Consider the following 23,322-nt stretch of genomic DNA (forward strand, 5'->3'; position numbering starts at 1 on the left):
GCATTGAGAGTGCTAACCGTCAAGAAGCGGGCCGATCCGATTCACGTTAAGGGTCGCACAGGGGTTCCGTAGTACAGGAGCCTTGTTCGCTGCGCAAAACTCTCTTTAGGCGTGTGACATCCGTCACATGTCGCAGTTGGCATTGGGGCGTCCCAGGCGATGACCCGGGGGCCCGAATTGGAGGAGGCATGTTCACTAAGATCCTTCGCGGCGGCTTAGGCGCAGCGGTGGTTCTCGCACTTGTGCTCTGCCAGGAAAATTTGGCACTGGCGGGTTCTACAGGTCAGATCACCGGCCGGGTCGTCGACGCGAGCACGAACGCGCCGATCGCAGGCGCGAACGTCACCGCCGTATCTCCGACGGGGAGCTACAAAGCGGTGACGAGCTCAAACGGCTACTATGCGATGGTCAACATCTATCCTGACACCTATCGCGTCAGCGTGACCGCCGAGGGCTACACGTCGGCGCTTTCGGACGGCAACACAGTCAACCAGGGCTCGACGACCGCCGTCGACTTCACCTTGACGAAGTCAGCGACCGTGCTCGGTCACGTGACCGTTCGCGGCGTGACGACGGTCGTGCAGCCGAGCGTTCCGGCCGACCAGTACGTTCTGACGGCGTCGGCCGCTGATGCGACCAATGGGTCGGGCGGGTCGATGTCGCTCTATCAGACGCCCGGCATCATCGCGACCCTTCCCGGCGTGACGCTCGACGCGGGCGGATACTCGCATATCCGGGGAAGCCGCTTCGACGAAGTCGGCTACGAGTACGACGGCTTGACGACGGTTGAGCCGATCACCGGGACTTTCTCGACGAACCTCGTCGAAGATGGAGCATCGCGGCTTCAAGTCTCGACAGGCGGGTATTCGGCGGACGGCGGCAGCGCGATCTCCGGCGTCGTCAACACGGTTGTCGGCGTCGGAACGTATCCGCCGCGCGGCAGCATTACAGCGCTCATTCAAGCGCCGACGTACTACCACGGCTTGAACTTCGACTACGGAAGCGCGACGCCCGACGGCCGCTTTTCGTGGTACGTCGCGGCGGTCACATGGAACTCCGGTTACGATTGGGGCAACCGCGGCACGTTCTACCCGAGCGTTGAGAACTTCGAGTCGGCGGCCGGCGTCGGCGATCTCGGCAGCGTCGTGCCGAGCCGCGACCAAGTCGTCAACCTCCACTACAAGTTCGGTCAGAATATGGGCTGGGATCTTCAGTATCTCGGCACGACAGGCATCGAGCACTACAACAACATCATATTGCCCGCGTTCTTTCCGAGCAGTAATCCGCTCGACGGGCCGCCCGCAGTGAACCCGCAGCCGTTCAACGGTTACTGCGATAATGGATTCCCGCTGTACCCGGGCCAGACGACATGCAACGAGATACCCCCGCCGGGCTCGACCGAGCACGACGACCAGGGTTACTTCATCGACAAGGTCCAGCTGTCGCACAACTTCTCATCGAACTCGTCGCTTTCGGTCCACTACGCTCGAGTCGGATCGTACGTGACGTTCTGGTTCCCGTTCGGCGGCGGCTCGTTCGACGATTTGTACGAGAACAGGCATTCGGACCAGCAAGAGTTCGAGGGCGACTACACGATCCAGGCCGGATCGGAGCATCTGCTCAAACTCGGCGCCGACCATATCTACAGCACCAACTTCTTGTATGCGCTCTTCGCGTCGGTCCCCGTCGGGAGCGGATTGTTCGGCGAGGGTGAAGTGGTCCCGACGAATAACGGCGACAACTCGTACTGGATTGCCGACACGTTCAAGCCGGGCGATAGGCTGACGGTCGACATCAGCGGGCGGCGCGACACGCGGACGTTCTATAGGGTCGCCGGACCCACGTTCACGGACGCGGCTAACCAGCTGCGCGGCGGCATCGCCTACCAGCTCGGTCAGAACACCGTGCTCCGCGCGACGGACGGCAACTTCGCAAGCCTGCCGAACATGTCGCGCGCAGAGCGGATCTTCACGTTCGCTCCGCCGTTCTTCAACATCAACCAGCCGACGATTACCCGCGAAGCACAGCCGGACGTGCCCGAGAGCCACTCGTACGATTTCCAGATCGAGCAGGACCTCGGCCATGGCCTCGCGTTCAAGGGCGGACCGTTCTGGCGGCGCACCGACAACCTCATCCTGACGTTCCGACAGCCGAATCAGCCGGCTTCGCTGCCGCAAGCGGTTGGCCCGTACGACGTCAACGGGATTGAGACGGAGCTTCAGTTCGACCACGCCGGCGACTTCAGCGGCTACCTCAACTACACGCACACGAGGGCGCTCGCTGCGGTGACGGGCGACTTCGAGCCGTCGTTGCCGCCGGGAGCGCAGTTCTTCAAGGCGTTGTTCCCGGCGTCGTTTGTGCCGCCGAATGCCGCGAATCTCGTCCTCGAGTGGAAGCATGGGAAATGGGATATCAACCCCGTGATCGACTACTCGTCGGGATTCCCATACGGCACGGGTCTATTCACCTACAACAACTTCAACTGCCCGACCGGATCAGGCGTGGGCAACCCGAACGCGCCGTGCGGCGCGATCGTGAAGAATCCGAACGCTTACATCGACACCGACTCGTCTACCGGTCTGTGCGATGGTCCGACGTTCTGCCACAAGCCAATCGACCCGGGCGAGAGCCTGTTTGCCGATGGCCGCGTCTGCTGCACGTCGCTCGTCGCCAACCTCAACATATACTACAACGTAAACCCCCTGACGACGGTCGGCGTCCAGATAGAGAACCTAAACCGCGACTACCGTCCGACCGCGCTCGAGCAAAACTTCACGTTCTTCTCAGGCGGCAACAACGGCTATCTCAACTACGGAACCGATCCGTACTTCGCCAGCGCGATGAACGGGTCCGAGGAGTTCCTATTCACGGTCGTCCAGAAGATCTGACAAAGAGGTTCCCTCAGCAAGAACGGGCCGGCGAGCGATCGCCGGCCCTTTTCTTTTCCTTCGAGCGGTGAACTACCGCGAGGTCGAATCTTCGACGACGAGGCCGTCGCGTAACTTGATGATGCGCTTCGCGTGGCGCGCGATGTCGTCGTCATGGGTCACCATGATGATCGTGCGGCCGCCCTCGTTGAGGCGCCCGAAGAGCGCCATGATCTCCTCGGCCGTCGTCGAGTCGAGATTTCCGGTCGGCTCGTCCGCGAGGAGCACGGCCGGATTGTTCACGAGCGCGCGGGCGATGGCGACGCGTTGTTGCTGGCCGCCCGACAGTTCCTGGGGCTTGTGCTCGAGACGGTCGCCGAGGCCGACTTGCTTGAGGACTTCGGTCGCCTTCGCCTCGCGCGCGGGGTCGCCGGCGTAGAAGAGCGGCAGCGCGACGTTGCGTACCGCCGACGTGCGCGCGAGCAGGTTGAAGCCTTGGAAGATGAAGCCGAGCTTTTGCAGGCGGATCTTCGCGAGGTCGGCGTCGTCGAGCGCCGAGACGTCGACGCCGTCGAGCCGGTAGAGCCCCGTCGTCGGCTTGTCGAGGCAGCCGATGAGGTTCATGAGCGTCGACTTGCCCGAGCCCGACGGGCCCATGATCGCGACGTATTCTCCGGCGTCGATCGAGAACGAGACGCCGCGCAGCGCCGGCACTTTGATGTCGCCGATCGAATACGTCTTCGTCATCTGTTCGATCTCGATGACGCGCCCCGACCGGGTCGACGTCGCTTCCAACATCGCCCTACTCATAGCGCAAGCACTCGATCGGGTTCAAGTACGAAGCGCGTACCGCCGGATAGATTCCGAAGATGATGCCGACGCCGACCGAGAAGGTCAGCGAGACTGCGATGATCGGCAGCCACGAGAACGAGACGACGGTGCCCGTGAGCTGCGCGATGAACGTGTGGATGACGAGTTCGGCCAGGAGCACTCCTCCGATGAGCCCGATCGTTCCGCCGATCGCGCACAGAAGCAGGGCTTCGGTCAGGAACTGCCCGAGGATGTCCGACCGGCTCGCGCCGATCGCCTTGCGGATGCCGATCTCCCTCGTCCGCTCGGTCACCGAGACGAGCATGATGTTCATGATGCCGACGCCGCCGACGAGCAGCGAGATGCCCGCGACGATGCCGATGACTCCGGTGAGAACCGTGAAGACCTTGCTGATGCCGTCGTTGAGCGTCTTGATGTCGCGCTCTTCATACTGCGCACGTTCACCATGGATCTTCTGGAGCGCGGCGATGGCCGCGTTTCCGATGCGCGTCACGTCGCCGGGGCCGCTCGCGATCACCGAAAGTGCGAAGACGTACGTGTACCCGAGTTCCGGTATGAGCGTGTACGGCACGAGCACCGTCACCTGGCCGCTGTTCGTCTGGAGCAGGCCGGTGGACTGCGGCTTTTTTTGCACGCCGACGACGACGTAGTAGCTGCCGTTGAGGCGGACCGCTCGGCCGACCGCCGGCACGCCGTCGCCGAAAAGCTTCGAACGCGCCGAGTCGGACAGAATGCAGACCCGGTGATGCGCGTCGACGTCGTCTTGCGTGAAGCGCCGCCCTTCGGCCAGCGGCGTCGTATCGAACCCGATGCCGGCGCCGGTCGTGAAGACCTGGAGCGTCTCATCGGTGTGCCGCACTCGCGTTTCCATCTGGATCGCGAGCACGGGCTGCACGTCGACCGCGTCCGGCACGAGCAGTTTGACGCGGCGTGCATCTGCGTAGCGTATCGCGGCGTTCTGCGGGTCCGGCTGCTGCTGCTTCGGCACGATCAAAGCGCTCGACTGCGAGTACGGCGACAACAGGTTCTGCACCGACTTCGTCGTCGAATCGCCGACCGCGAGGATCGCGATGACCGCGCCGACCCCGATGATGATGCCGAGCATCGTCAAGAGCGAACGCGTCCGGTTGTTCCAGACGAACTCGACCGCTTCGGCGAAGAACTCGAGGATCTTATTCATGCCGCAGGCACTCGATCGGCTCGAGCTTGCTCGCGCGCACGGCAGGCCAGGTGCCGAAGAAGAGGCCGATCGCGAGCGACGAGCCCAGCGCGAGGGCGATGATCGGCAGCCAGCTGATGCCGGCGGAAACCCCGGCGAAGGTGACGTCCAAGACCGAACTGCCCGCGGCAGCGGCCGCGACGCCGACGATCGTTCCGATGCCGCCGCCGATAAGCGTGATCGCGACGGCTTCGGTGAGGAACTGCCAGAGGATGTCGCCGCGCGACGCGCCGATCGCCTTGCGGATCCCGATCTCGCGCGTCCGCTCCATGACCGATACGAGCATGATGTTCATGACGCCGATGCCGCCGACGACGAGCGCGATCGCGCCGATCGCCGAGATGCCGATCGCGACGAACGCGATGACTTGGAGGAACGTCGCGCCTTGCTGCGAGCTATCGAAGGATTGGAAGGTGGCGTTCGGATGGAGGCGCTTGAGAACGGCCTCGGCGTCGTCGATCGCCTGTGCGGAGGTCGACCCAGGAGCGGCGTAGAGCTGAAGGCCTTGGATCTGCGAATCCGGCAGCCGGTGATACGTCGTGTAGGGGATGTTCAGCGCGTCGCTGCCGCCGATGACCGAGTTGAAGACTCCGGCGCTGATGTTCGCATAGACCCCGACGACGAGAAAGCGGCGCCCCGCGATGCGCACGTACTTGCCGAGCGCAGGCGCGTTGCCGAACAGCTTCTGTTTGAGCCCCCAGTAGAGGTTGCAGACGGCGCGCGCGCCGTCGACGTCATCCGAATTGAAGCGTCGCCCCTCGGCCATCACGAGCTTGTCGGTCACGTAGTCGGTGTCCGAAGCGAGTTCGTAGACGTCTTTCGAATGGCCGTTGCGCACCGAATAGTAGTTATCGTAGACGGGGAACACTTTCGCGCAGCGCGTGCACGCCGCCAAGACGTTTTGGTAGTCGCTCCACGTGACCTGAACCGCGTTGACGCGGCGCGAGCTTTGATCGGGGAACAAGAACAGTCCCTGATCGCCGAAAACGCCGAGCGTCTGTCCTATCGACGACTTCGCGCTTTGCCCGAGCGCGAAGATCGAGATGACGGCAGCGGTGCCGATGACGATGCCGATCATCGTGAGCACCGACCGCGCCCTATTCGCCCAGAGCGTGTTGAGCGCCGCGAGGAAGTACTCGCCGAAGAACTTCACGGGCCGCTGCTGCCCGTCGGGGCCGGCGACGCGGCCGTCGCGTTCACTTTCGAGCCGTCTTTGAGCGAAGAGACGTTCGTCGTGGCGACGATGTCGCCGGACTTCAGGCCTTTCGAGATCGCGACGTCAGTGTCGTTCTTGATGCCCTCCGTCACCTGCGTCTTCTTGGCCGCGGTGCCGCTGACGACGAACGCGTAGTGCTTGGCGCCGTCGTCGAGGATCGCGCTCAGCGGCACGACGAGTGCGTTCGACGCCTTACCCGTGACGATGTCGACGTCGCACGACATGCCGTCGCGCAGGAACGGATACGTCTTGCTCAGGGCGATCGTCGTCTCGACGTTTTTCGCCGAATTGCCCGCCTGGTTTTGGGCGACGACGACCGGCGCGATGCGCACGACGGTGCCGACGAGCGAGTAGCCCGGGAAGTCCTCTCCGGTGATGAAGGCGTGCTGCCCGAGTTTGACGCTGATGACGTCCTGCTCGTCGACTTGCGCCTTGACGACCATCGGTCCGCTGCCGGCGATGGTGAAAAGCGTTTGGCCGGGCGTCACCTGATCGCCGACCGAGAGATCCGCCGTGCCGCCGAGCGGCGAGGTGACGTTGCCGAGCGTCTGGACGACGCCGCCGAACGGCGCACGGACCTCGGTGTCCGCGAGCTGTTCCTCATCGTATTGCAGCTGGGCTGCGGCGGACGCTTCGCCGGCCTGCGCCGACGCGACGTCGACCGCCGCGGTGTTCTGACCCGCTTGGATCTGCGCTGCGGAAAGCGCGGCCCGAGCGCTGTCGACGGCGTGACGGTCGGCGGCGATCTTCGCATCTTGTTGACCGACGCTGTCGTTCAATTGCTGCTTCGTCAGCGTGTATTGGCGCAGCGCCGAATCGTACGCCGCTTGCGCCTGTTCGTATGCCGCTTGGTCCTTGTTCAATTGCAGATGCGCGATCGCGTCCATCTTGTAGAGCGCGACGTCGCCGTCGTATTGCTCTTTCGCCGTGCGAAGATTCGTCTCGGCGTCCTTGAGCTGCGACACTTGCTGCGCGAGCTGCGACTGGCCGGAAAGCCCGAGCGAAGCGAAACCCGCCGCGGAGACCTGGCCTTCGCGCTTCGCGTTGATGTCGGATTGCAGCTGCGATTGCGCGGACAGCAAGTTCTCTTGGGCTTGCGCCACGCTCTGCACGTTCGTATCGCCCGCGACCGCAGCCGTCTGCTGCGCTTTCCTGAGCGCCGCGAGCGCTTGCGCCTCGGCGGCTTCGTCCGCGCTCACCTTTGCCGAGACCGCTCGATCGTCGAGCTTCATCAAGAGGTCGCCCGCGCGCACGCGGCCGCCTTCGCGGACGAGGATGCGCTCGATCGTCGAGGCGGTTTGCGCCGCGATCGTCGCCGTCTGCGGCAGCGACAACGTTCCGTTCTCGGGCAGCTTGTTGACGAGCGTGCCCGGTTTCACTGCGACCGTCGTGACCGCGACCGGAGCCGGCCCGTGCTTCGCGACGACGCTGATGATGATGATCAGCACGATAGCGCCGCCGACGATAGCCGGGCCGAACCACTTGGGCCTTTGTTTAAGGTCCATATTCACTCCACCAGCGTTCCGGTCGCGAATTTGAGGCGGTCGGCGGCGAGCGCGTAAGCGACTTGCGCGTCGAGCAGCTGTTTCGCGGCCTGTAGATACGTCTGTTCCGCAGTCGTCACGTCGATCTGGCTGCCGAGTCCGACCTTGTACTGTACTTGTGCGATTTTCGCCGCTTGCAAGGCGACGCTCGCGTTCTGCGTCGCGAGCCCCAAGTTTTGATCGTCGACGATGAGGCGGCGCACCGCCTGATCGACGTCGATCATCGCTTGGCGCTTCGCCGTGCTGTACGCGGCGGTCTGCGAATCGATGTTCGCATGCGCGCCGTTGTGTTGCGCGTGCAGCGATCCCCAGTCGAGGAGCGGCAGCAAAAGTTGCGACGTCAATCCGATCGTATAGAAGTGCGTGGGACCGCAATGCGGATCGAACTGGTGGATCTGACACGTCGCTTCGTTGAATGGAAATGCGGTCGGGATCACCTGGTTTCCCCACGCGCCCTGGAGCGCGACGGTCGGCCGGTTCGGCGCGTCGATGAGCCCGTTTTCGAGCACCGCGATGTCGAGAGCGTCTTTCGCGATGGCGAGTTCAGGACTGTGCGCCAACGCGACCGCGTCGAGCGCTTGTTGATCGGTCGACGGCATCGGCGGCGCCGGTATAGAGGCGGGCACGGCGAACGCCTGCGACGTATCTGCGCCGATCGTCTGCGAAAGATTCTCCCGCGCATCCTCGGCGTCGGCCGTCGCGGACGCGAGACTCTCTTCGCTCGTCGTGCGCTGCACTTGTGCCTTGAGCCGGTCGATGCCGGCGACGAGGCCGGACTTATAGTTCGCGTCGGCTATCGCGTAGAGCGCCTGCTGATACCCGAGGTCCGCCTTTGCAAGGCCGACGAGCTGGACGTCCTGGGCATACACGTAGAACGACGTCTCGACGTTGAGCAGGGTCTGCTCTTTGACGAACCGATAGTTCTGCTGCGCTTGATCGTACGCGTGCCGCGCAGCGTCCGCCGTCAACTCGTTCTGGAGGTTGAAGACCGACTGCGAACCGGCGACCTCCGCGGTGTTCTGCGAGACGTTCGGCTGGACCGGAACGCCGATCTGCGCGAAGTTGCCCGCATAGTTGGCAGAGCGCGACATCGAGCTTTGGGCGATACCCTGGATGTTCGGCAGTTGCGCAGAGCGATCGGAAGCGAGCGTCGCCCCGGCTTGCACCCATTGCGCCTTCGCCGCGAGCACTTGCTCGTTGTGCGACTCCGCGAACTGGACCGCTTGAGCGAGCGTCATCGGCGCGGCGGCCGCCGGGGCGGCCGCCAACATCGTCGCTGCGAGAGCGAAAGCTAGCACGCACCTACCTCGCGACGGCTGAAGCGAGGCCGGCGCCGATGAGGCTGTAGACGACGACCGTCACGATGGCGGCGCCGCGTTTCATCGAAAGCGTGCGTTCGAGGCCGATGACGGCGACGACGTACAACCACAGGTAGTCGAGGTTGTACGTGTTGAGGAACGTGGCGAGCTTCACGTTGTCGTGAAAGAACATGCCGAGCGACGGCAACGCGTACTGATCGAGCGGCGACGAGATCGCATCGGGTCCGCGCGCCGCGAGGATGACGGCATTGACGAGCGCGCCGACGAACGCGATGATCCCGAGGTTCACCGAAACGACCCACGCCAGACTGAACTTCGCTCCGGCTCCGCTGATAGCGCCGCCGATCGCATACACGACGGCCGAGATCACCCAGATGAGCCATGTAACGATGAGCACGCCGACGATCGCGAAGACCGGGATGATCCCCGCCGTCGATCCCATCGCTTGACGGGCCTGGGCTTGTTGATCGGCGCTCATCGTCGACAATTGCTGCTGCTGAGCGATGTGGGCGACTTTCATGATCTCGGGCATCGAGATCAATGTCGCGGCGAGGAGCAGGACGATGCCGATCAGCGCCGCCCAACCCCAGGTCGGCGTTTCGCGAAGCTGGTCGAACGCCGTTGCAGGCGACCACAGTATGGAGAGGTAGGCTGAGAGGCCGTTGGACTTCTGCGGTGCCGCGGTCGTTGTCGAAGCCATCATGCTTCCTTTCTCAGTTGGTGCGCACGCGGGCGATCGTCACTTGTTGGGTCGGGACGTCGACCTCGTCGACGACGAGCGACGTCGGATCATACCAGACGACGAACTCGGTGTTGCCGCTCTGAGATGAGCCGTCGACCGTCAAAGGGACGTCGGGAGCCGGTAGTCCGGGCGGGCGCGGCGGCGTCGCGGTTGCGTTGATCGTGCAGTAGAACGTCTCGGCACCAGACGGCGCATAGACGGTGAATATGTTCAGCGCCTGCGCGCGTATTTGAGCAGGAAGGAAGAGAAAGCCGGTCGCCAATGCGCCGTCGACGACGACCATTCGCGTCGTGCCGGTTTCGACCCGGAAGTCGGTGGAGCCGGGGACCGTATCGACCGTGAACCGTGCGCCGCCCGAGTAGAAGGCGACACGTGCCGTGACGGCCACGTCGGACGTCACCGGAAAGGTCGATACGTAGGCGGTGGGCGACAGATCGCCGGCGTCGAGCGATTCGTCGACCGTTTCGGTGACGCCGCCGAACGTCTCGACCTCGTGGATCGTGATGCTCGGCGCTGCGCGCTTCACGGTCACGATCGTGCTGCCGACGCCGGCGCCTCCGCGAGTGACCGAGTACTTGTACGATCCGTCGCTAGGCGCGAGGGCGGCCGCCAGGGCGTTCGTCGAAGCGGTCGCCAAGGCGAGCGCGCACGCGAGCAAGCCGAACACGAGTACCTTTGCCATCCGTGACTGGGTCATCGAGCTAACCTCCGGCAGCGATCGTTGCGGCGATGGTGCCCGCATTCTCCGCGGCGCTACGCGACGCTTGCGCGCCGGAGCCGGGTGCGCTGGGCGTGCCCGAGCTCGACGATGACGAGGTGCCGCCGCTTTCAGGTTGGTTCGGGCCGATGCGTCCGCCGAGTGCGGCGAGACCTGTGATGGCGCCAAGGCCCATCGTCTCGACGGCGGTGCTCGGCACGACGATCATCGCGCCTTTCTCCTTGAGGCCTTCGTAGAGCATGTTCATCGCACGCAAGTGGAGTGCGATCTCGTTGCCGGCATAGTTCTTCGCCGCTTCGAGGAACGACAGCGAGATCTCGCGCTCGGCGTCGCCGAGGATGACGCGCGCTTGCCGTTCCCGCTCGGCCTGCGCTTGCCGCGACATCGCATCCTGCAGATTGTCGGGGATCTTGATGTCGCGGATCTCGACCGACTGCACGGTGACGCCCCACGGTGTCGTCCGCCCGTCGATCGTGTGTTGCAGTTTCTCGTCGACCGCCTGGCGATTCGATAGCAGATCGGCGAGCGTCGTCGTTCCGATGATATCGCGCAGTGCGGTCTGCGCCGCCCATCCAATGGCATCGCGGTACGATGCGACTTCGAGCGACGCTTTCTTCGCATCCCATGCGACCCAGAAGAGAACCGCGTCGACGTCGACCGGCACGGTGTCTTTCGTCAGGCTCTCTTCGGCCGTGAACGTGCTCGTCTGCACGCGCTGGTCGATCCAGGCCGCGATCGTGTCGATCGCGGGTATGAGGAGGAAGATCCCCGGGCCGGCGACGGTGCGGAAGTGGCCGAAGCGGAGGACGACGACTTTCTCCCACGCTTGCGCGATCTGGAGCGTCACGAGCACGACGATCGCGACGACCACACCGATGATGACGGGAAATCCGCTGTCGGTGACCGTCGTCATCGTCACGCCCGCGGCAAAGGCGATCACGGCGATGAGCCACGATAAAGGGTTGCCGAAATGGACGGCCGTCGGGCCCGCCACGGTGGCGCCGGACGGTCCGGACGTGGGAGCGCCGCTCTTCGTACTCGCTGTGACTATGGGCATGATGCTTTCATCCTCCTTAGGATGTGCTAACTCTGGTCCTCGCGCGCGACGCGCGAGATCGTCTCGATGAGCTCATCTGCTTTGAACCCGAACGCTTTGGCCTCGCCGAGCGCGCGGCGCGAGATGTCTCGGATGCGCGTGCGCTGCGCCGCGACGTCCGAGGCTTGTCGTCGCCTGTCGCTGATGAAGGTGCCTCGGCCTCGACGGCTCGTGAGCACGCCCTCACGCTCGAGATCGGAGTACGCCCGGTTGACTGTATTCGGATTGATCTCGAGGTCGACGGCGACTTCGCGCACGGTCGGAAGCTGATCGCCGGGCGATAGCTCGCCTCGAGCGATCGCGTGAAGCACTTGCTCTTTGATCTGGAGGTATACCGGGACGCCGCTTGCGCCGTCGAGGTGGAACATTCTTTGAATTTCGTTCGTGTGTCCTATTGTCCTAGTTGTTTAATACAATGATAGCGGAGAGGAAGCGCCTTGTCAAGCGAAACTCTCGGGTGATGTGGGCCTTCGAGATGTATCTCGTCGCGGTCGCGGCCGCTCTTGCCTTAACCGGACCTTCACCTCGACCGTTCGAGAAGCACCGGCGACACACGACCCGGACTCGCTCGCGGGCCGTCGCCGGTCGAGTGACGTGGGATTTGCTCAAGCTCGGCCTGCGCCACGACCTGCTTCGCGACTTCCTGGTCGAGACGAAGTCTGAACGGCCGGCATTTATCGATAGGCACTTGGTGGACGCAGGCCAAGGTCTGCGGATCGGACCGACTTCAGTCGACGTCGACTTCTTAGGAGCGCCGATCGTCCGGGCGCGCGTCGTCAATGAAACCGATCGCTATGTGGATGCGCTCGTCGTCGTCTCGGTCGAAGATGCGAATGGTGGATCGGCGCACGCGTCAACGTGGATCGAGCGGCTCGCGCCGCATGCCGATCGAGCAGTCGAGCTGTTCTGTCCGAACGCGCTCGCACCGGCGTCCGTCCACTGGTACGTGACGCCTCTGTAACACTCGCTACGTCGCATCGCACGAGGCATCGCGCAAGGCTTGTGCGTGATGCCCGCGTAACATCTACACGTGCTTCACGAGTATTTTCCACCGTCGGTCCAATCCGGCGAATCGTCTACCGTTCCCAAACCGCCTTCCGAGCCCTACCTGCGCGCGATCCCGCTAGGCGGCTGCGGCGAAGTCGGGCGCAACATGACCGCCTACGAGACGAACGACGATATCGTCGTCGTGGATGCCGGCGTCCAATTCCCCGAAGAAGAGATGCTGGGCGTCGACCTCGTCATCAACGATCTTTCGTATCTGCTCGAGCGGAAGAAGAAAGTCCGGGCGCTGCTCCTCACCCACGCGCACGAAGATCACGTCGGCGGCGTGCCATATTTCCTCGCGCAGCTCGACGTGCCCGTATACGGCACCGACGTGACGCTTGCGCTCCTGCGCGGCAAGCTGAAAGAGCATAAGCTCGTCGGCCGAACCGAGACGATCGTCGTCGAGCCGGGCGACGAGGTCCAGCTCGGATCGATGACCGCGCGCTTCATCCACATCACGCACTCGATCTTCGGCAATTGTTCGCTTGCACTGCGTACGCCGCTCGGCGTCGTCGTCCACACGGGCGACTTCAAGTTCGACCAGACTCCGATCGACGGACGCCCGACCGACATGGCGACCTTCGCGCGCTATGGGGACGAAGGCGTCCTTCTGCTCGCGTCCGACTCGACGAACGCAGAGATCCCTGGCCACACGCCGTCCGAGCGTGTCGTCGGCGAGACGTTCGCGGATATCTTCGCACGCTGCGAGGGGCGCATCATCGTGACGATGTTCGCCTCGAACGTCCCCCGTCTTCAGCAGACGGTCGACGCCGCAGCGCGACACGACCGAAAGGTCTGTTTCGTCGGACGAAGCATGATGAACGTCGCGAACATCGCGATCGAGCACGGCTATCTGCGGCTCGAACATGGCCAACAGATCCGCGAACACGAGCTCGACGCATATCCGCCCGACCGCATCGTCATCTGCACGACCGGAAGCCAAGGCGAACCCACATCGGCGCTCGTCCGGATGGCGGCGCGCGACCACAAGCGCGTTCGCCTCGTCCGCGGCGATACGGTCATCGTGTCGGCGACGCCGATCCCGGGCAACGAACGAAGCGTCGGCCGGACCATCAACAACCTCTTCAAGCTCGGGGTGAACGTCATCTATGGAAAAGAGCGGATGGCGCACGTCTCCGGCCACGGTTGCCAAGAAGAGCTGCTTCTCATGCTCAACCTGACGCGGCCGAAATATTTCATGCCCGTGCATGGCGAATATCGCATGCTCGTCCAACATGCGCGCTTGGCGCAGAAGACGGGCATCGAACCGGCCGACGTCTACGTCGTCGAGAACGGCGACGTGCTCCAGTTCACGCGCTCGGGCGTCGAACGCGTCGGGAAGACCTTTGGCGGGCCCGTCTTCGTCGACGGCCTCGGGGTCGGCGACGTCGGCCAAGTCGTGCTCCGCGACCGGCGCCATCTTTCCGAGGACGGCATGATCATCTTGACGGTGACGATCGATTCGTCGGACGGAAAGGTGCTGGCGGGTCCGGATGTGACGTCGCGCGGTTTCACGTACGATTCGACGACCGACGGCGACGGCATCATCGACGAGGTCAAGCGTCGTGCGGCGGAGATCATCGAGGACGGCGCACGCCGCGGGCTGACCGAATGGACCGCGATCCGCGAGCACCTGCACAAAGGAGTGCAGAAGTTCGTTTTCGACCGGACGAAGCGCCGGCCGATGATCTTGCCCGTCGTCATGGAGGTCTAGGGCCTTGGCGGTCGCCGCGCCGGCGTTCGCCACAAGCGAAGCGGGCGTCGCGCGCATCGGCGTTTGGCACGACACGTGGCGGCGCTTTCGGCGGAGCGCGTCGGCGATGGTCGGCCTCGTCCTCGTCGCGGTGATCGTCGTCGCGGCTCTTGCCGCGCCCGTGCTTTCGGGGCACGTCGATCCGCTCGCGCAAAATCTCAGCGCGACGACCTTGCCGCCATCGGTCCATCACCTCGCGGGAACGGACAAGCTCGGCCGCGACATCTTCGTGCGCTTGTTGGCCGGTGCGCGTCTATCGCTCGAGATCGGATTCGTCTCGGTCGGCATCGGCCTGGTGACCGGCACGACGCTCGGCGTCATCTCCGGATTCTGGGGCGGCGCCGTCGACTCGATCATCATGGCCGCCGTCGACGTCATGCTCGCGTTCCCGAGCATCATCCTCGCGATCGCGATCTCCGCGATCCTCGACCAGCGAGTCGGCGACGTCGTGAAGCTGTTCTTCGCGGTCGGCATCGTCGGCATTCCGGTCTACGCCCGGATCGCGCGAGCGTCCGTGCTCCACGTCAAGCATCTCGAGTATGTCGAAGCCGCGCGGGCCATCGGCAACGCGGCTCCAGCGATCCTCTTGAAGTACGTCCTGCCGAACATACTCGCGCCGCTCGTCGTGCAGGCGACGCTCGGCGTCGGCACGGCGGAACTCGATTCCGCCGGATTGTCGTTCCTCGGGCTCGGGATCCAGCCGCCGACCGCCGAGTGGGGTTCGATGCTGAACGACGCCCGCGACTACTGGCTCAACGCGCCGTGGGCGCTCGTCTTCCCCGGCATCGCGATCTCGCTGACGGTTCTGGGCTTCAACCTGCTCGGCGACGGCATCCGCGACGCGCTCGACCCCCGCTCGGCCTAGCCTAGGAAAAAGGGAGCGGTCGAGATTTATCTCAGAAAAAAGGGAGCGGTCGAGATTTATCTCGACCGCCGCGGTCTTGCACCGTCGCGAAAAGCGTTCAGAGCTTCAGCACCATATCCACCGGCCGAGTCGTCGGCGCGAACGGTGGATGCACGAGGATACCGTCCGCCGCGACGTCGTCATCGATCTCGAAGACATCGAGATACGTCACGGTCTGGCCGGGCGACACATCCGTCTGATTCAAGTCGTGGCCGGCAGTGTCGTAGAACTGGCCGTCGTTGACATGCACACCACCCTTGACCATACTTGTTTGGACGTCGTACATCGCGACCTGCGCGGCTGTGAGGTTTTTCAATTGCATCGTCGCCATCACGAAATGCGCACCCGGATCGGGAGCATTCCCCTGAAACGACATCGATTTCTTGACCGAGACAAGCCGGACCGCGACCGTCCCATCGCTCGCGAATCCGCCGCCGACTCGATCGACCATGTGCTGCTGCGAGTAGCGGTCGCCGGCGCTCGCATACAGCGTGCGCTTCGAGACGTCGAACGAGGCGCCGCCGCCGAGCGCGTGCGCGATGTCGTCGACGCTCGCGTACCAGACGCCGCCGACCTGCACGGCGCGTATGTCGTGCGACTTCCCGGCGATCACGAAGTGAAGCACGTTCGCACCCAAAGCGATCGCGGCTCCCGCGAAAGCGCAAACGATCACCGCTATGGCCACTCTTGAAAATCTGCTCATGTCGTCGTCCTCAACGCATCGATGCACGTAGAGGGTTCCCCACGCTACGCAGGCCGCATTCCGGCGGCCATCGAACGTGCGTGCGCACGGGATGAAACGCGCGAAAGCGGCTGCTAAGTCGCGCCGGGTCGATCCGCTTCCGAGACTGACGCTCAACCTCGAGATCGTCGGCGTGGCTCTTCTTGCCATCGCCGCCTACGTCGCGCTCGCGCTGTGGGCGCCGAAGAGCGCCGGCTGGTTCGGTCCGGGACTCGCCTCGACGATCGGCGTTTGGTTCGGAGCGGCGGCTTGGATCTCGGTAGCGGGCCTGGTCGTCGTCGCTATCATCATCTTCCTGGAGATCCACGTCGTCCGCATCATGGCGTTCATGGCCGCCTGCGCGGCCGGCGAGTTTCTCGCTCTTGACGCCGCGCTTGGGATGTCGTCTCGGGGCGGAGCCGCCGGAAACGCCATTGCTTGGGGTCTCTCGCACGTCTTCGGTGCCGGCGGCGCAGACATCGCGATCGTCTTCGCCATCATCGCCTTCGTCGTCGCTCCTACCGGAGTCTCGATGAAGAAGACAATGGCGGCCGGTGCGGTTTGGGGAGCAGGCGCCATCGCCCGGCTCAGATCTGCGTATGGGGCCATCGTCGCACAGAGCGCCACCGCTCGCGAAGCCGATATCGAAGTTTCGAAGCTTCCGGCGATCCGTCGCGAGCCGCCGCAACCCGAGCGCGTCGACAAAGCCGTGATGGTCGAAGACCCGGCTGACGTCGCACTCGCCGAAATCGTGCCTGAGGCGGTCGTCGAGCGACCGGCGGCGACGCCCGTCGCGGAGCGCGGGATGCCGGAGCCGGTCACGACATTCGAGGCAGTGGAGAAATCCGCTCCGCCAAAGCCCGCGCGCGCTGCCGCGACGCCGCGGAGCGACAACGGCGACGCACCTATGCGCCTTACACCGGCGGGATACCGATTGCCGGATTTCGCCCTGTTCAACCCGCCGGAGAAAAGGGCGCACAGCGAAACGAGCGCGGCGAAGCTGCTCGAGGACACACTCGCATCGTTCGGCGTCGGCGTCACGGTCACGCACATCGAGCGAGGTCCGACCGTCTCACGTTACGAGCTGACGCCCGAGCGCGGCGTCAAGGTCAGCGCGATCAAGGCGCTTTCGGACAACATCCAGCTCGCGCTCGCTGCGCAAAGCGTTCGGATCGAAGCGCCGATCCCCGGCAAGGCGGCTGTCGGCGTCGAGGTCCCCAATTCGGCGGTCTCGATCGTCGCTATCCGCGAGATCCTCGACTATCTTCCCAAGGGCGACAACAAACTTTCGATCGGATTCGGAAAGGATATCACCGGCCGGCCGATCGTCGCCGACCTCGGTCGCATGCCGCACCTTCTCGTCGCTGGCGCGACCGGCGCCGGCAAGAGCGTCTGCCTCAACGTCATCATCGCCTCGCTCATAGCGACCTGCACGCCCGACGCGGTCCAGCTCCTCCTCATCGATCCTAAGCGCGTCGAGCTCATCGAATACAACGGCATCCCGCATCTGATCCGCGATTGCATCGTCGATCCGAAGCTCGCCGCCGGCGCGCTCTACGAGCTGACGAAAGAGATGGATACGCGCTACGAGCGCTTCGCGCGAGCGGGCGTGCGCAAGATCGAAGAGTACAACCTCGAGAATCCAGACGATCGCATGCCGTACATCGTCGTCGTCATCGACGAGCTCGCCGACCTCATGCTCGTCGCGCCGACGCGCGTCGAGACGAGCATCTGCCGGATCGCGCAGCTCGCCAGAGCGACCGGCATCCATCTCGTGGTCGCCACGCAGCGTCCGTCCGTCGATGTCATCACCGGTCTCATCAAAGCGAACATCCCATCGCGCATCGCGTTCGCGGTCTCGTCGCAAGTCGACTCGCGGACGATTCTCGACATGGCCGGTGCAGAACGGCTCCTCGGCCGCGGCGACATGCTCTTCTTGCCGATGGACGCGCCGAAACCGGTGCGCGTGCAAGGCGCGCTCGTCACGAGCGCGGAGATCGAGCGGCTTTGCGAATTCTGGCGCGCGCAAGACGATCCGGAGAACCGCATCGAGTTCGAAGTCGACGAAGTGGAAGAAGACGGCACGGGTCCGGCCGACGAGCTCGCATTCGATGCTGCGAAAGTCATCGTCGAACGTCAGATGGCGAGCGTCGCCTTGCTGCAGGCGGAGCTCAAGATCGGCCATCCGCGGGCGGTGCGGCTCATGAAGATACTCGAGGAGTATCGCGTCGTCGGACCGTCCGAAGGAACGAAGCCGCGCAAGATCCTTGTGGGGACGGGCGACGTCGACACGCTTGCGACGATTCTCGCACCCCGCCGCTCCGAGCAGACGCTGCTGTAGCTCTTTGGGAGCGGTCGACCGCCGCGGCCGTTCGATACCGGACACCCCTAGAGGTCGGCCGGGGCATGCGTGGAACCGCTCGGAAATGGCGTCCCCAACGCTCGAGTCGATCGCCGAGAAGGTTCGCGCGCACGCGCCGTTGACCCGAGAAGAAGGCGTCTTCCTATACAAGGAAGCGCCGTTTCACGCCGTCGGCAAGCTCGCGAACGAGCTTCGGACCGAGAAGAACGGGAAGCGCGCGTACTACGTCTTCAAACGCTACCTCAACACGACGAACGTCTGCTATGCGGGCTGCAAGTTCTGTTCGTTCGCCGCGCACGAGAAAGAAGAGCGCGCGTACCGGATGTCGGTCGACGAGATCATCGAGAAGGCGTGCGCCGAGCCGAACGACTACGACGAGTTGCACATCGTCGGCGGGCACGATCCGAAGCAGACGAGCCTCGACTTCTGGATACCGATGATCGAGCAGCTCCACGCGCGCATCCCGCACGTCCAGCTCGCGTTGTTCACCGCTGCCGAGATCGACTACATGTGCAAGCGGGCGCGCTGCTCGTACGAGGAAGGCCTGACGCGCATGCGCGATGCCGGTCTCACGTCGCTCAACGGCGGCGGCGCGGAGATTCTCGTCAAACGCGTGCGCGATATCGTCTGCCCGCATAAGGCGTCGGCCGAAGAGTGGCTCGAAGTCCACCGCGTCGCGCATAGGCTCGGCATCATGACGAACTGCACCATGCTCTACGGCCACGTCGAGACGGTCGAAGAACGGGTCGAACATCTCGCGCTGCTGCGCGAGCTCCAAGCCGAGACCGGCGGCTTCAAGTGTTTCGTGCCGCTCGCGTTCCATCCCGAGGAGAATGAGCTCGAGGAATACGGCTGGACGCAGGGCATCGACGATCTCAAGACCATCGCCGTGTCGCGCCTCATGCTCGACAACATCGATCACATCAAAGCGTACTGGATCTCGTACGGCATCAAGCTCGCGCAGCTCGGACTCCATTTCGGCGCCGACGATATCGACGGCACCGTCAACAACGAGCAGCACATCTATCGCGACGCCGGCAGCAAGACCGATCAAAGCACGCCTGCGGAGCAACTGCGCCGTGCGATCGAAGAGGCGGGCTTCGTGCCTGCTCGGCGGAACCTGCTCTACAAAATGATGGAGCCTGCGACCGCATGACCCGCGAGCCGCTGCGCTGCGGGCGCATCTCCTACACGAACGACCTGCCGATCTACGCCGCGTTTGACGCCGGAGCCGTCGAGTGCCCGGCGACGCTTGTGTCCGGGGTGCCGACGCGGCTCAACCGGATGCTCGTCGAGGGCGAGCTCGACGTCAGCCCGATCAGTTCGTTCTTCTGCGCCGAACATGCGGGCGAGCTGCTCGTCCTGCCGGGCGTCTGCATCGGCTCGCGCGACGCGGTGCGTTCTATCTATTGTATATCGTCGACGCCGCCGCGCTCGCTCGCCGGCGTTCCGATAGCCGTGACCGGCGAGAGCAGCACCGGGCGCAACCTCTTCGCGACGATTTGTGCGGAGAGCTACGGCTTCGCGCCCAGGTACGTCGAAGCCGACGACCCCTTCGAGGCGTATCGTAAGGACGGCTCGCCGTGCCTGCTCATCGGCGACAAGGCGATCGATGCCTATCTCGCGGCCGGCAGTGGCGACTCGTACGATGTCGGCGAGCTGTGGCATGGATTGACCGGCAAGCAAATGGTCTACGCCGTGTGGGCCGTGCGCCGCGAGGCGGCGGAACGCCGCCCCGACGAAGTCGACGCGCTCTCGCGCTCGCTCATCGACGCGGCCGCGTGGGGGATGGCGAACATCGATCGGGTGATCGCCGACGCACAGGCGCGCATCGGCCGTCCCGACGGTTTCTACGCCGACTACTACCGCACGCTCGATTTCTATTTCAACGAGAGCGCGCGGCTCGGCCTCGAGACGTTCTACGGACTCGCGGCGAAACACGGGCTGCTCGCTCGCGTAAGCGGATTGAAGATGTTCACGAAGGATTTGGCCCGTGTCTGACGTCAACGCGCTGCTCGACCGCGCCGCCGAGGGCGGACGGCTGACATACGATGAGGGCCTTCGCGTCTACCGCGAAGCGTCGCTCTATGATATCGGTGCAGCCGCGCACCGAAGGCGCACGGCGCTCTATCCGGGCGACGACGTCTCGTACGTGATCGACACGACGATCAACTATACGAACATCTGCGACGTCCACTGCACGTTCTGCGCGTTCTTCCGGCCCGAAGGACATGCCGAAGGCTACACGATGTCGATCGACGAGGTGTTGAACCGCGTTCGATGGGCGGCAGACCAGGGCGCGACCCAGATCATGATCCAGGGCGGCGTCAATCCGCAGATCCCGATCTCGTACTACATCGAGCTGTTCGAAGCGGTCGGTACCCAGTTCCCGCACGTCGATATCCATTCGCTCTCGACGAGCGAGATATGCGGGATCGCGAAGCGCGAATCGATGACGGTCGAAGACGTGCTCAAGACGCTGCGCGCCGCGGGCTTGAAGTCGCTGCCGGGCGCCGGCGCGGAGATCCTCGTCGAGCGCGTCCGCAAGCGCATCTCAGCGCGCAAGATCGATGATGACCGGTGGATCGAGGTCATGCGCGTCGCGCAACGGCTCGGGATGCCGACGACCGCGACGATGATGTTCGGATCGATCGAGACGGATGCGGAGCGCATCCAGCACCTCGACGTCCTTCGCGAGCTTCAGGACGAGACCCACGGATTCACCGCGTTCATCCCTTGGTATTATGTGCCGTTCAAGACGCCGCTCCGCGGCAAAGAGTCCAACGGCCTCGAGTATCTGCGCGTGCTCGCGATCAGCCGCCTATACCTCGACAACTTCGCCCATCTGCAGTCGTCGTGGCTGACGCCCGGGATGAAGCTCGGTCAGCTCGGCCTCATGTTCGGCTGCGACGATATGGGCGGCACGATCCTCGAGGAGAAGGTCGTGACGCTCGCGGGCAGCACGAACACTGCACACCGCTCCGATCTCGAGCGCGCGATCCGCGCCGCGGGCTACAAGCCGGTCATCCGCGACACGTACTTCAACAAGCGCGACTACCCGCTCGCTACATCGGCGTAAACAAGGGCGAACGAAAGATACGGGGAGCGGTCGAGATTTATCTCGACCGCCGCGGTCCTTCAAAACAATTCAAGGGGAGCGGTCGAGATTTATCTCGACCGCCGCGGTTTCTCCAATGCAAGGCCGTCTCCGGTCGAGCTGAAGCTCGACCGCTCCCTTTTCGGGGCACGCCGCGCGCTACGGCTTCGAGGCGATTCGCAGGAAATCGATGAGGCTGTCGACCGGCGGCGGTAGGTCCTTGCGGTGGATCATCGCCGTCATGTAGGCGTCTTTGGTCGCGTTCGGCGCGAAGGCGGCGAGCCGTTTGAGAAAAGCCCGCAAGTTCAGCTCGCTCGAGTAACCGGCGTCGGGACCGAGCGCCTTGCGAAAGTTGAACGACTGCGCGAGCAGATACCAAACCTCGGAAACGCCGTCTACACGAAGGGCGACGACGTGGTCGAGGTTCTGGTTCGTCGCCGTCGCCTCTTTGCCGCCCGATTGCCTCACGACCGGCATTCCGATCGCAGCGGTCGCGACGAGGGTTCCATAGTCGAGCGTTCGCGAGGCGTCCTTGATGACGACGATCTGGTCGTGCCGGATCTGTGCTCCTGACAATGCCGAAATCGCCCCGGAAGCGACATCGCGCGACCCCTCGCCACCACGCAAGCTGATCGAAAGCGCGCTCGCCTTATCGTCGAACGTCAGCAGATCGATGCGCGCATTCGGAGGCGGGGCGTAGGACTGGGGTTCGCTCACCGCGAGACGACCTTGAAGAACTCCATAAGGCTGCCGAGCGGCGGCGGCAGCGGCAGATCGGCGAGAAGCGCGGTGACGAAGCCGTCTTGAACCGCTTGGGGGGCGAAGGTCGTCAATCGTTCGAGCAGCAAGCGCAAGTTCTGCTCGAGCGCGTTACCCGCTTGGGAGCCGAGGCTTTTCCGGAAATTGAACGAGTCGGCGACGAGATACCATAGCTCGCCGACCTTCGCGGCACGAATCGCTATGACGTATTGACGCACCTCGGTCTTCGTCTCGCCTTCCTTGCCCATCATCACTTCGACGAGCGACGGCGACACGAGCGGCGCCGGATGGAGCCCTTCGCTGCGGATCTCGGCTCCATGGATCGCCGAGATGGAGGCCGGCGACACGATGCGCTCGGATCCGCCGTCGTCGAGCTGCACGCGCAGCTGGTTGTCGCCGAACTCCATGCTCGCGATGCGCGCGTTCGCCGGCAGCGAGATCTGGAAGTCGTCCGTCTCCGTCATGTCGACCATGGCTCCGATACGAAGTTGAACACATGCTGGTCGGGATAAAGACCGCCCACCTTGGCCTTCGTGAGCGCGCTCATGAGGGTAAGCCCGTCGGCGCTCGCCTGCGTTATCGAGATGACGTTGAACGGCGCCAGCGGATCGTTCGGGTTTGCGGCCGCCAACTCGATGATGAGCCCGTCGGTGTAGTCGTAGTAGTCGCGCGTCCGCGTGTCAGTCGTCCCGACAACGACGTCGTACGCATCGCGACGACCGGTGCGCTTCGCCTTGTGCGCTTTGAACGCCGCCTTCATCGCGTCTTCTTGGATGCCGAGCGAGATGCCGAACGGGCCGACGTAGGTCGCGTCGTCGGCGACCGTGATCGCGACGACCTTGTCGTTCTCGAGCAGCACTTGTCCGAAGCCGTACGTCATGACGTACGCGGACACGTTATTGGTCAGCGAGAAAGGTGCTTGCGTCTTCGCATCGCCGAGGATCGACTCGACCTGATCCTTGGTCATCCCGGGATGGACGCCGGCCTTGTAGCCGTTCGTCTGCGGCGCCTGCGGCCCGCACGCGACGAGCGACGCGCTCAACGCGCAGGCGATCGCGAGTGGGAGCAGCAGGCGGCCCGGGAGCCCGCGACGGCGATCATCCGCTTGCCAAAGTGGCGCCACAACG

General features: G+C 64.1%; 21 protein-coding genes. 8 read left to right on the forward strand and 13 right to left on the reverse strand.

What is annotated here, in order from left to right:
- The first annotated feature begins 188 nt into the window (after positions 1–188).
- Entirely contained in the window at positions 189–2,888 is a 2,700-nt protein-coding gene (locus VFO25_06420) for a TonB-dependent receptor (GenBank protein HET9342529.1), read from the forward strand.
- Positions 2,889–2,960: 72 nt separating this feature from the next.
- Here the strand turns inward: VFO25_06420 and VFO25_06425 are convergent, their stop codons facing one another.
- From VFO25_06425 to VFO25_06465, 9 genes are read right to left on the reverse strand one after another with little or no spacing between them, the layout of a single operon-like run.
- A complete protein-coding gene (locus VFO25_06425; GenBank protein HET9342530.1) occupies positions 2,961–3,677 on the reverse strand; it encodes an ABC transporter ATP-binding protein in 717 nt (238 codons plus the stop codon).
- Positions 3,670–4,878 (reverse strand): ABC transporter permease, encoded by a 1,209-nt coding sequence (locus tag VFO25_06430; protein HET9342531.1) that lies wholly within the window; start codon positions 4,876–4,878, stop codon positions 3,670–3,672. The genes VFO25_06425 and VFO25_06430 overlap by 8 nt, the downstream gene beginning before the upstream one ends.
- Positions 4,871–6,070 carry an ABC transporter permease gene (locus tag VFO25_06435; GenBank protein ID HET9342532.1) on the reverse strand — a complete coding sequence of 400 codons (1,200 nt, stop codon included), beginning with the start codon at positions 6,068–6,070 and terminating at the stop codon, positions 4,871–4,873. The genes VFO25_06430 and VFO25_06435 overlap by 8 nt, the downstream gene beginning before the upstream one ends.
- Positions 6,067–7,638 carry an efflux RND transporter periplasmic adaptor subunit gene (locus tag VFO25_06440; GenBank protein ID HET9342533.1) on the reverse strand — a complete coding sequence of 524 codons (1,572 nt, stop codon included), beginning with the start codon at positions 7,636–7,638 and terminating at the stop codon, positions 6,067–6,069. Before VFO25_06440 ends, VFO25_06435 begins: the two co-directional genes overlap by 4 nt.
- Positions 7,639–7,640: 2 nt before the next feature.
- Positions 7,641–8,975 (reverse strand): TolC family protein, encoded by a 1,335-nt coding sequence (locus tag VFO25_06445; GenBank protein ID HET9342534.1) that lies wholly within the window; start codon positions 8,973–8,975, stop codon positions 7,641–7,643.
- Positions 8,976–8,979: 4 nt separating this feature from the next.
- Positions 8,980–9,699: a YIP1 family protein gene (locus VFO25_06450; GenBank protein ID HET9342535.1), complete on the reverse strand. Its 720-nt coding sequence runs from the start codon at positions 9,697–9,699 to the stop codon at positions 8,980–8,982.
- 10 nt (positions 9,700–9,709) lie between these two features.
- Positions 9,710–10,435: a hypothetical protein gene (locus tag VFO25_06455; protein HET9342536.1), complete on the reverse strand. Its 726-nt coding sequence runs from the start codon at positions 10,433–10,435 to the stop codon at positions 9,710–9,712.
- Between the two features lie 4 nt (positions 10,436–10,439).
- Positions 10,440–11,513: a slipin family protein gene (locus VFO25_06460; protein HET9342537.1), complete on the reverse strand. Its 1,074-nt coding sequence runs from the start codon at positions 11,511–11,513 to the stop codon at positions 10,440–10,442.
- A gap of 26 nt (positions 11,514–11,539) precedes the next feature.
- Positions 11,540–11,920, reverse strand: coding sequence for a GntR family transcriptional regulator (locus VFO25_06465; GenBank protein HET9342538.1), 381 nt, complete (start codon positions 11,918–11,920; stop codon positions 11,540–11,542).
- Between the two features lie 233 nt (positions 11,921–12,153).
- Here VFO25_06465 and VFO25_06470 point away from each other — a divergent pair, with 233 nt between their 5' ends.
- The 3 genes from VFO25_06470 (at position 12,154) to VFO25_06480 (ending at position 15,217) form a co-directional block, all read left to right on the forward strand.
- Positions 12,154–12,513: a hypothetical protein gene (locus VFO25_06470; protein ID HET9342539.1), complete on the forward strand. Its 360-nt coding sequence runs from the start codon at positions 12,154–12,156 to the stop codon at positions 12,511–12,513.
- Positions 12,514–12,582: 69 nt separating this feature from the next.
- Positions 12,583–14,313 (forward strand): ribonuclease J, encoded by a 1,731-nt coding sequence (locus VFO25_06475; GenBank protein HET9342540.1) that lies wholly within the window; start codon positions 12,583–12,585, stop codon positions 14,311–14,313.
- 4 nt (positions 14,314–14,317) lie between these two features.
- On the forward strand, positions 14,318–15,217 hold the full coding sequence (locus VFO25_06480) for an ABC transporter permease (GenBank protein HET9342541.1): 900 nt from the start codon (positions 14,318–14,320) through the stop codon (positions 15,215–15,217).
- Between the two features lie 97 nt (positions 15,218–15,314).
- On the opposite strand, the gene VFO25_06485 is transcribed toward VFO25_06480, so the two are convergent.
- Entirely contained in the window at positions 15,315–15,929 is a 615-nt protein-coding gene (locus VFO25_06485) for a hypothetical protein (GenBank protein ID HET9342542.1), read from the reverse strand.
- Positions 15,930–16,050: 121 nt separating this feature from the next.
- On the opposite strand from VFO25_06485, the gene VFO25_06490 reads away from it, so the two are divergent.
- The 4 genes from VFO25_06490 to mqnC all read left to right on the forward strand — a co-directional run bounded on the left by VFO25_06490 (position 16,051) and on the right by mqnC (position 21,418).
- Positions 16,051–18,318: a DNA translocase FtsK gene (locus VFO25_06490; protein ID HET9342543.1), complete on the forward strand. Its 2,268-nt coding sequence runs from the start codon at positions 16,051–16,053 to the stop codon at positions 18,316–18,318.
- Positions 18,319–18,403: 85 nt separating this feature from the next.
- Positions 18,404–19,495, forward strand: coding sequence for a CofH family radical SAM protein (locus VFO25_06495; protein ID HET9342544.1), 1,092 nt, complete (start codon positions 18,404–18,406; stop codon positions 19,493–19,495).
- Positions 19,492–20,340 carry a menaquinone biosynthesis protein gene (locus VFO25_06500; protein HET9342545.1) on the forward strand — a complete coding sequence of 283 codons (849 nt, stop codon included), beginning with the start codon at positions 19,492–19,494 and terminating at the stop codon, positions 20,338–20,340. Before VFO25_06495 ends, VFO25_06500 begins: the two co-directional genes overlap by 4 nt.
- Entirely contained in the window at positions 20,333–21,418 is a 1,086-nt protein-coding gene (gene mqnC, locus VFO25_06505) for a cyclic dehypoxanthinyl futalosine synthase (protein HET9342546.1), read from the forward strand. Before VFO25_06500 ends, mqnC begins: the two co-directional genes overlap by 8 nt.
- Before the next feature lie 177 nt (positions 21,419–21,595).
- Here mqnC and VFO25_06510 read toward each other — a convergent pair whose 3' ends face one another.
- The 3 genes from VFO25_06510 to VFO25_06520 are packed head-to-tail and all read right to left on the reverse strand — an operon-like array spanning position 21,596 to position 23,318.
- Complete coding sequence (locus tag VFO25_06510; protein HET9342547.1) at positions 21,596–22,153, reverse strand: hypothetical protein; 558 nt, start codon at positions 22,151–22,153, stop codon at positions 21,596–21,598.
- On the reverse strand, positions 22,150–22,659 hold the full coding sequence (locus VFO25_06515; GenBank protein ID HET9342548.1) for a hypothetical protein: 510 nt from the start codon (positions 22,657–22,659) through the stop codon (positions 22,150–22,152). Before VFO25_06515 ends, VFO25_06510 begins: the two co-directional genes overlap by 4 nt.
- Positions 22,656–23,318: a hypothetical protein gene (locus tag VFO25_06520; protein HET9342549.1), complete on the reverse strand. Its 663-nt coding sequence runs from the start codon at positions 23,316–23,318 to the stop codon at positions 22,656–22,658. Before VFO25_06520 ends, VFO25_06515 begins: the two co-directional genes overlap by 4 nt.
- Positions 23,319–23,322 lie beyond the last annotated feature (4 nt).

The sequence above is a fragment of the Candidatus Eremiobacteraceae bacterium genome (assembly GCA_035710745.1).
Classification (GTDB): Bacteria; Vulcanimicrobiota; Vulcanimicrobiia; order Eremiobacterales; family Eremiobacteraceae; genus JANWLL01.

What these genes read in the sequence shown, in the direction of transcription:
- VFO25_06420 (HET9342529.1), top strand. Translation starts at nt 189, where the DNA reads ATGTTCACTAAGATCCTTCGCGGCGGCTTAGGCGCAGCGGTGGTTCTC.
- VFO25_06425 (HET9342530.1), bottom strand. Translation starts at nt 3,677, where the DNA reads ATGAGTAGGGCGATGTTGGAAGCGACGTCGACCCGGTCGGGGCGCGTC.
- VFO25_06430 (HET9342531.1), bottom strand. Translation starts at nt 4,878, where the DNA reads ATGAATAAGATCCTCGAGTTCTTCGCCGAAGCGGTCGAGTTCGTCTGG.
- VFO25_06440 (HET9342533.1), bottom strand. Translation starts at nt 7,638, where the DNA reads ATGGACCTTAAACAAAGGCCCAAGTGGTTCGGCCCGGCTATCGTCGGC.
- VFO25_06450 (HET9342535.1), bottom strand. Translation starts at nt 9,699, where the DNA reads ATGATGGCTTCGACAACGACCGCGGCACCGCAGAAGTCCAACGGCCTC.
- VFO25_06455 (HET9342536.1), bottom strand. Translation starts at nt 10,435, where the DNA reads ATGACCCAGTCACGGATGGCAAAGGTACTCGTGTTCGGCTTGCTCGCG.
- VFO25_06460 (HET9342537.1), bottom strand. Translation starts at nt 11,513, where the DNA reads ATGCCCATAGTCACAGCGAGTACGAAGAGCGGCGCTCCCACGTCCGGA.
- VFO25_06465 (HET9342538.1), bottom strand. Translation starts at nt 11,920, where the DNA reads ATGTTCCACCTCGACGGCGCAAGCGGCGTCCCGGTATACCTCCAGATC.
- VFO25_06490 (HET9342543.1), top strand. Translation starts at nt 16,051, where the DNA reads ATGAAACGCGCGAAAGCGGCTGCTAAGTCGCGCCGGGTCGATCCGCTT.
- VFO25_06495 (HET9342544.1), top strand. Translation starts at nt 18,404, where the DNA reads ATGGCGTCCCCAACGCTCGAGTCGATCGCCGAGAAGGTTCGCGCGCAC.
- VFO25_06500 (HET9342545.1), top strand. Translation starts at nt 19,492, where the DNA reads ATGACCCGCGAGCCGCTGCGCTGCGGGCGCATCTCCTACACGAACGAC.
- VFO25_06515 (HET9342548.1), bottom strand. Translation starts at nt 22,659, where the DNA reads ATGACGGAGACGGACGACTTCCAGATCTCGCTGCCGGCGAACGCGCGC.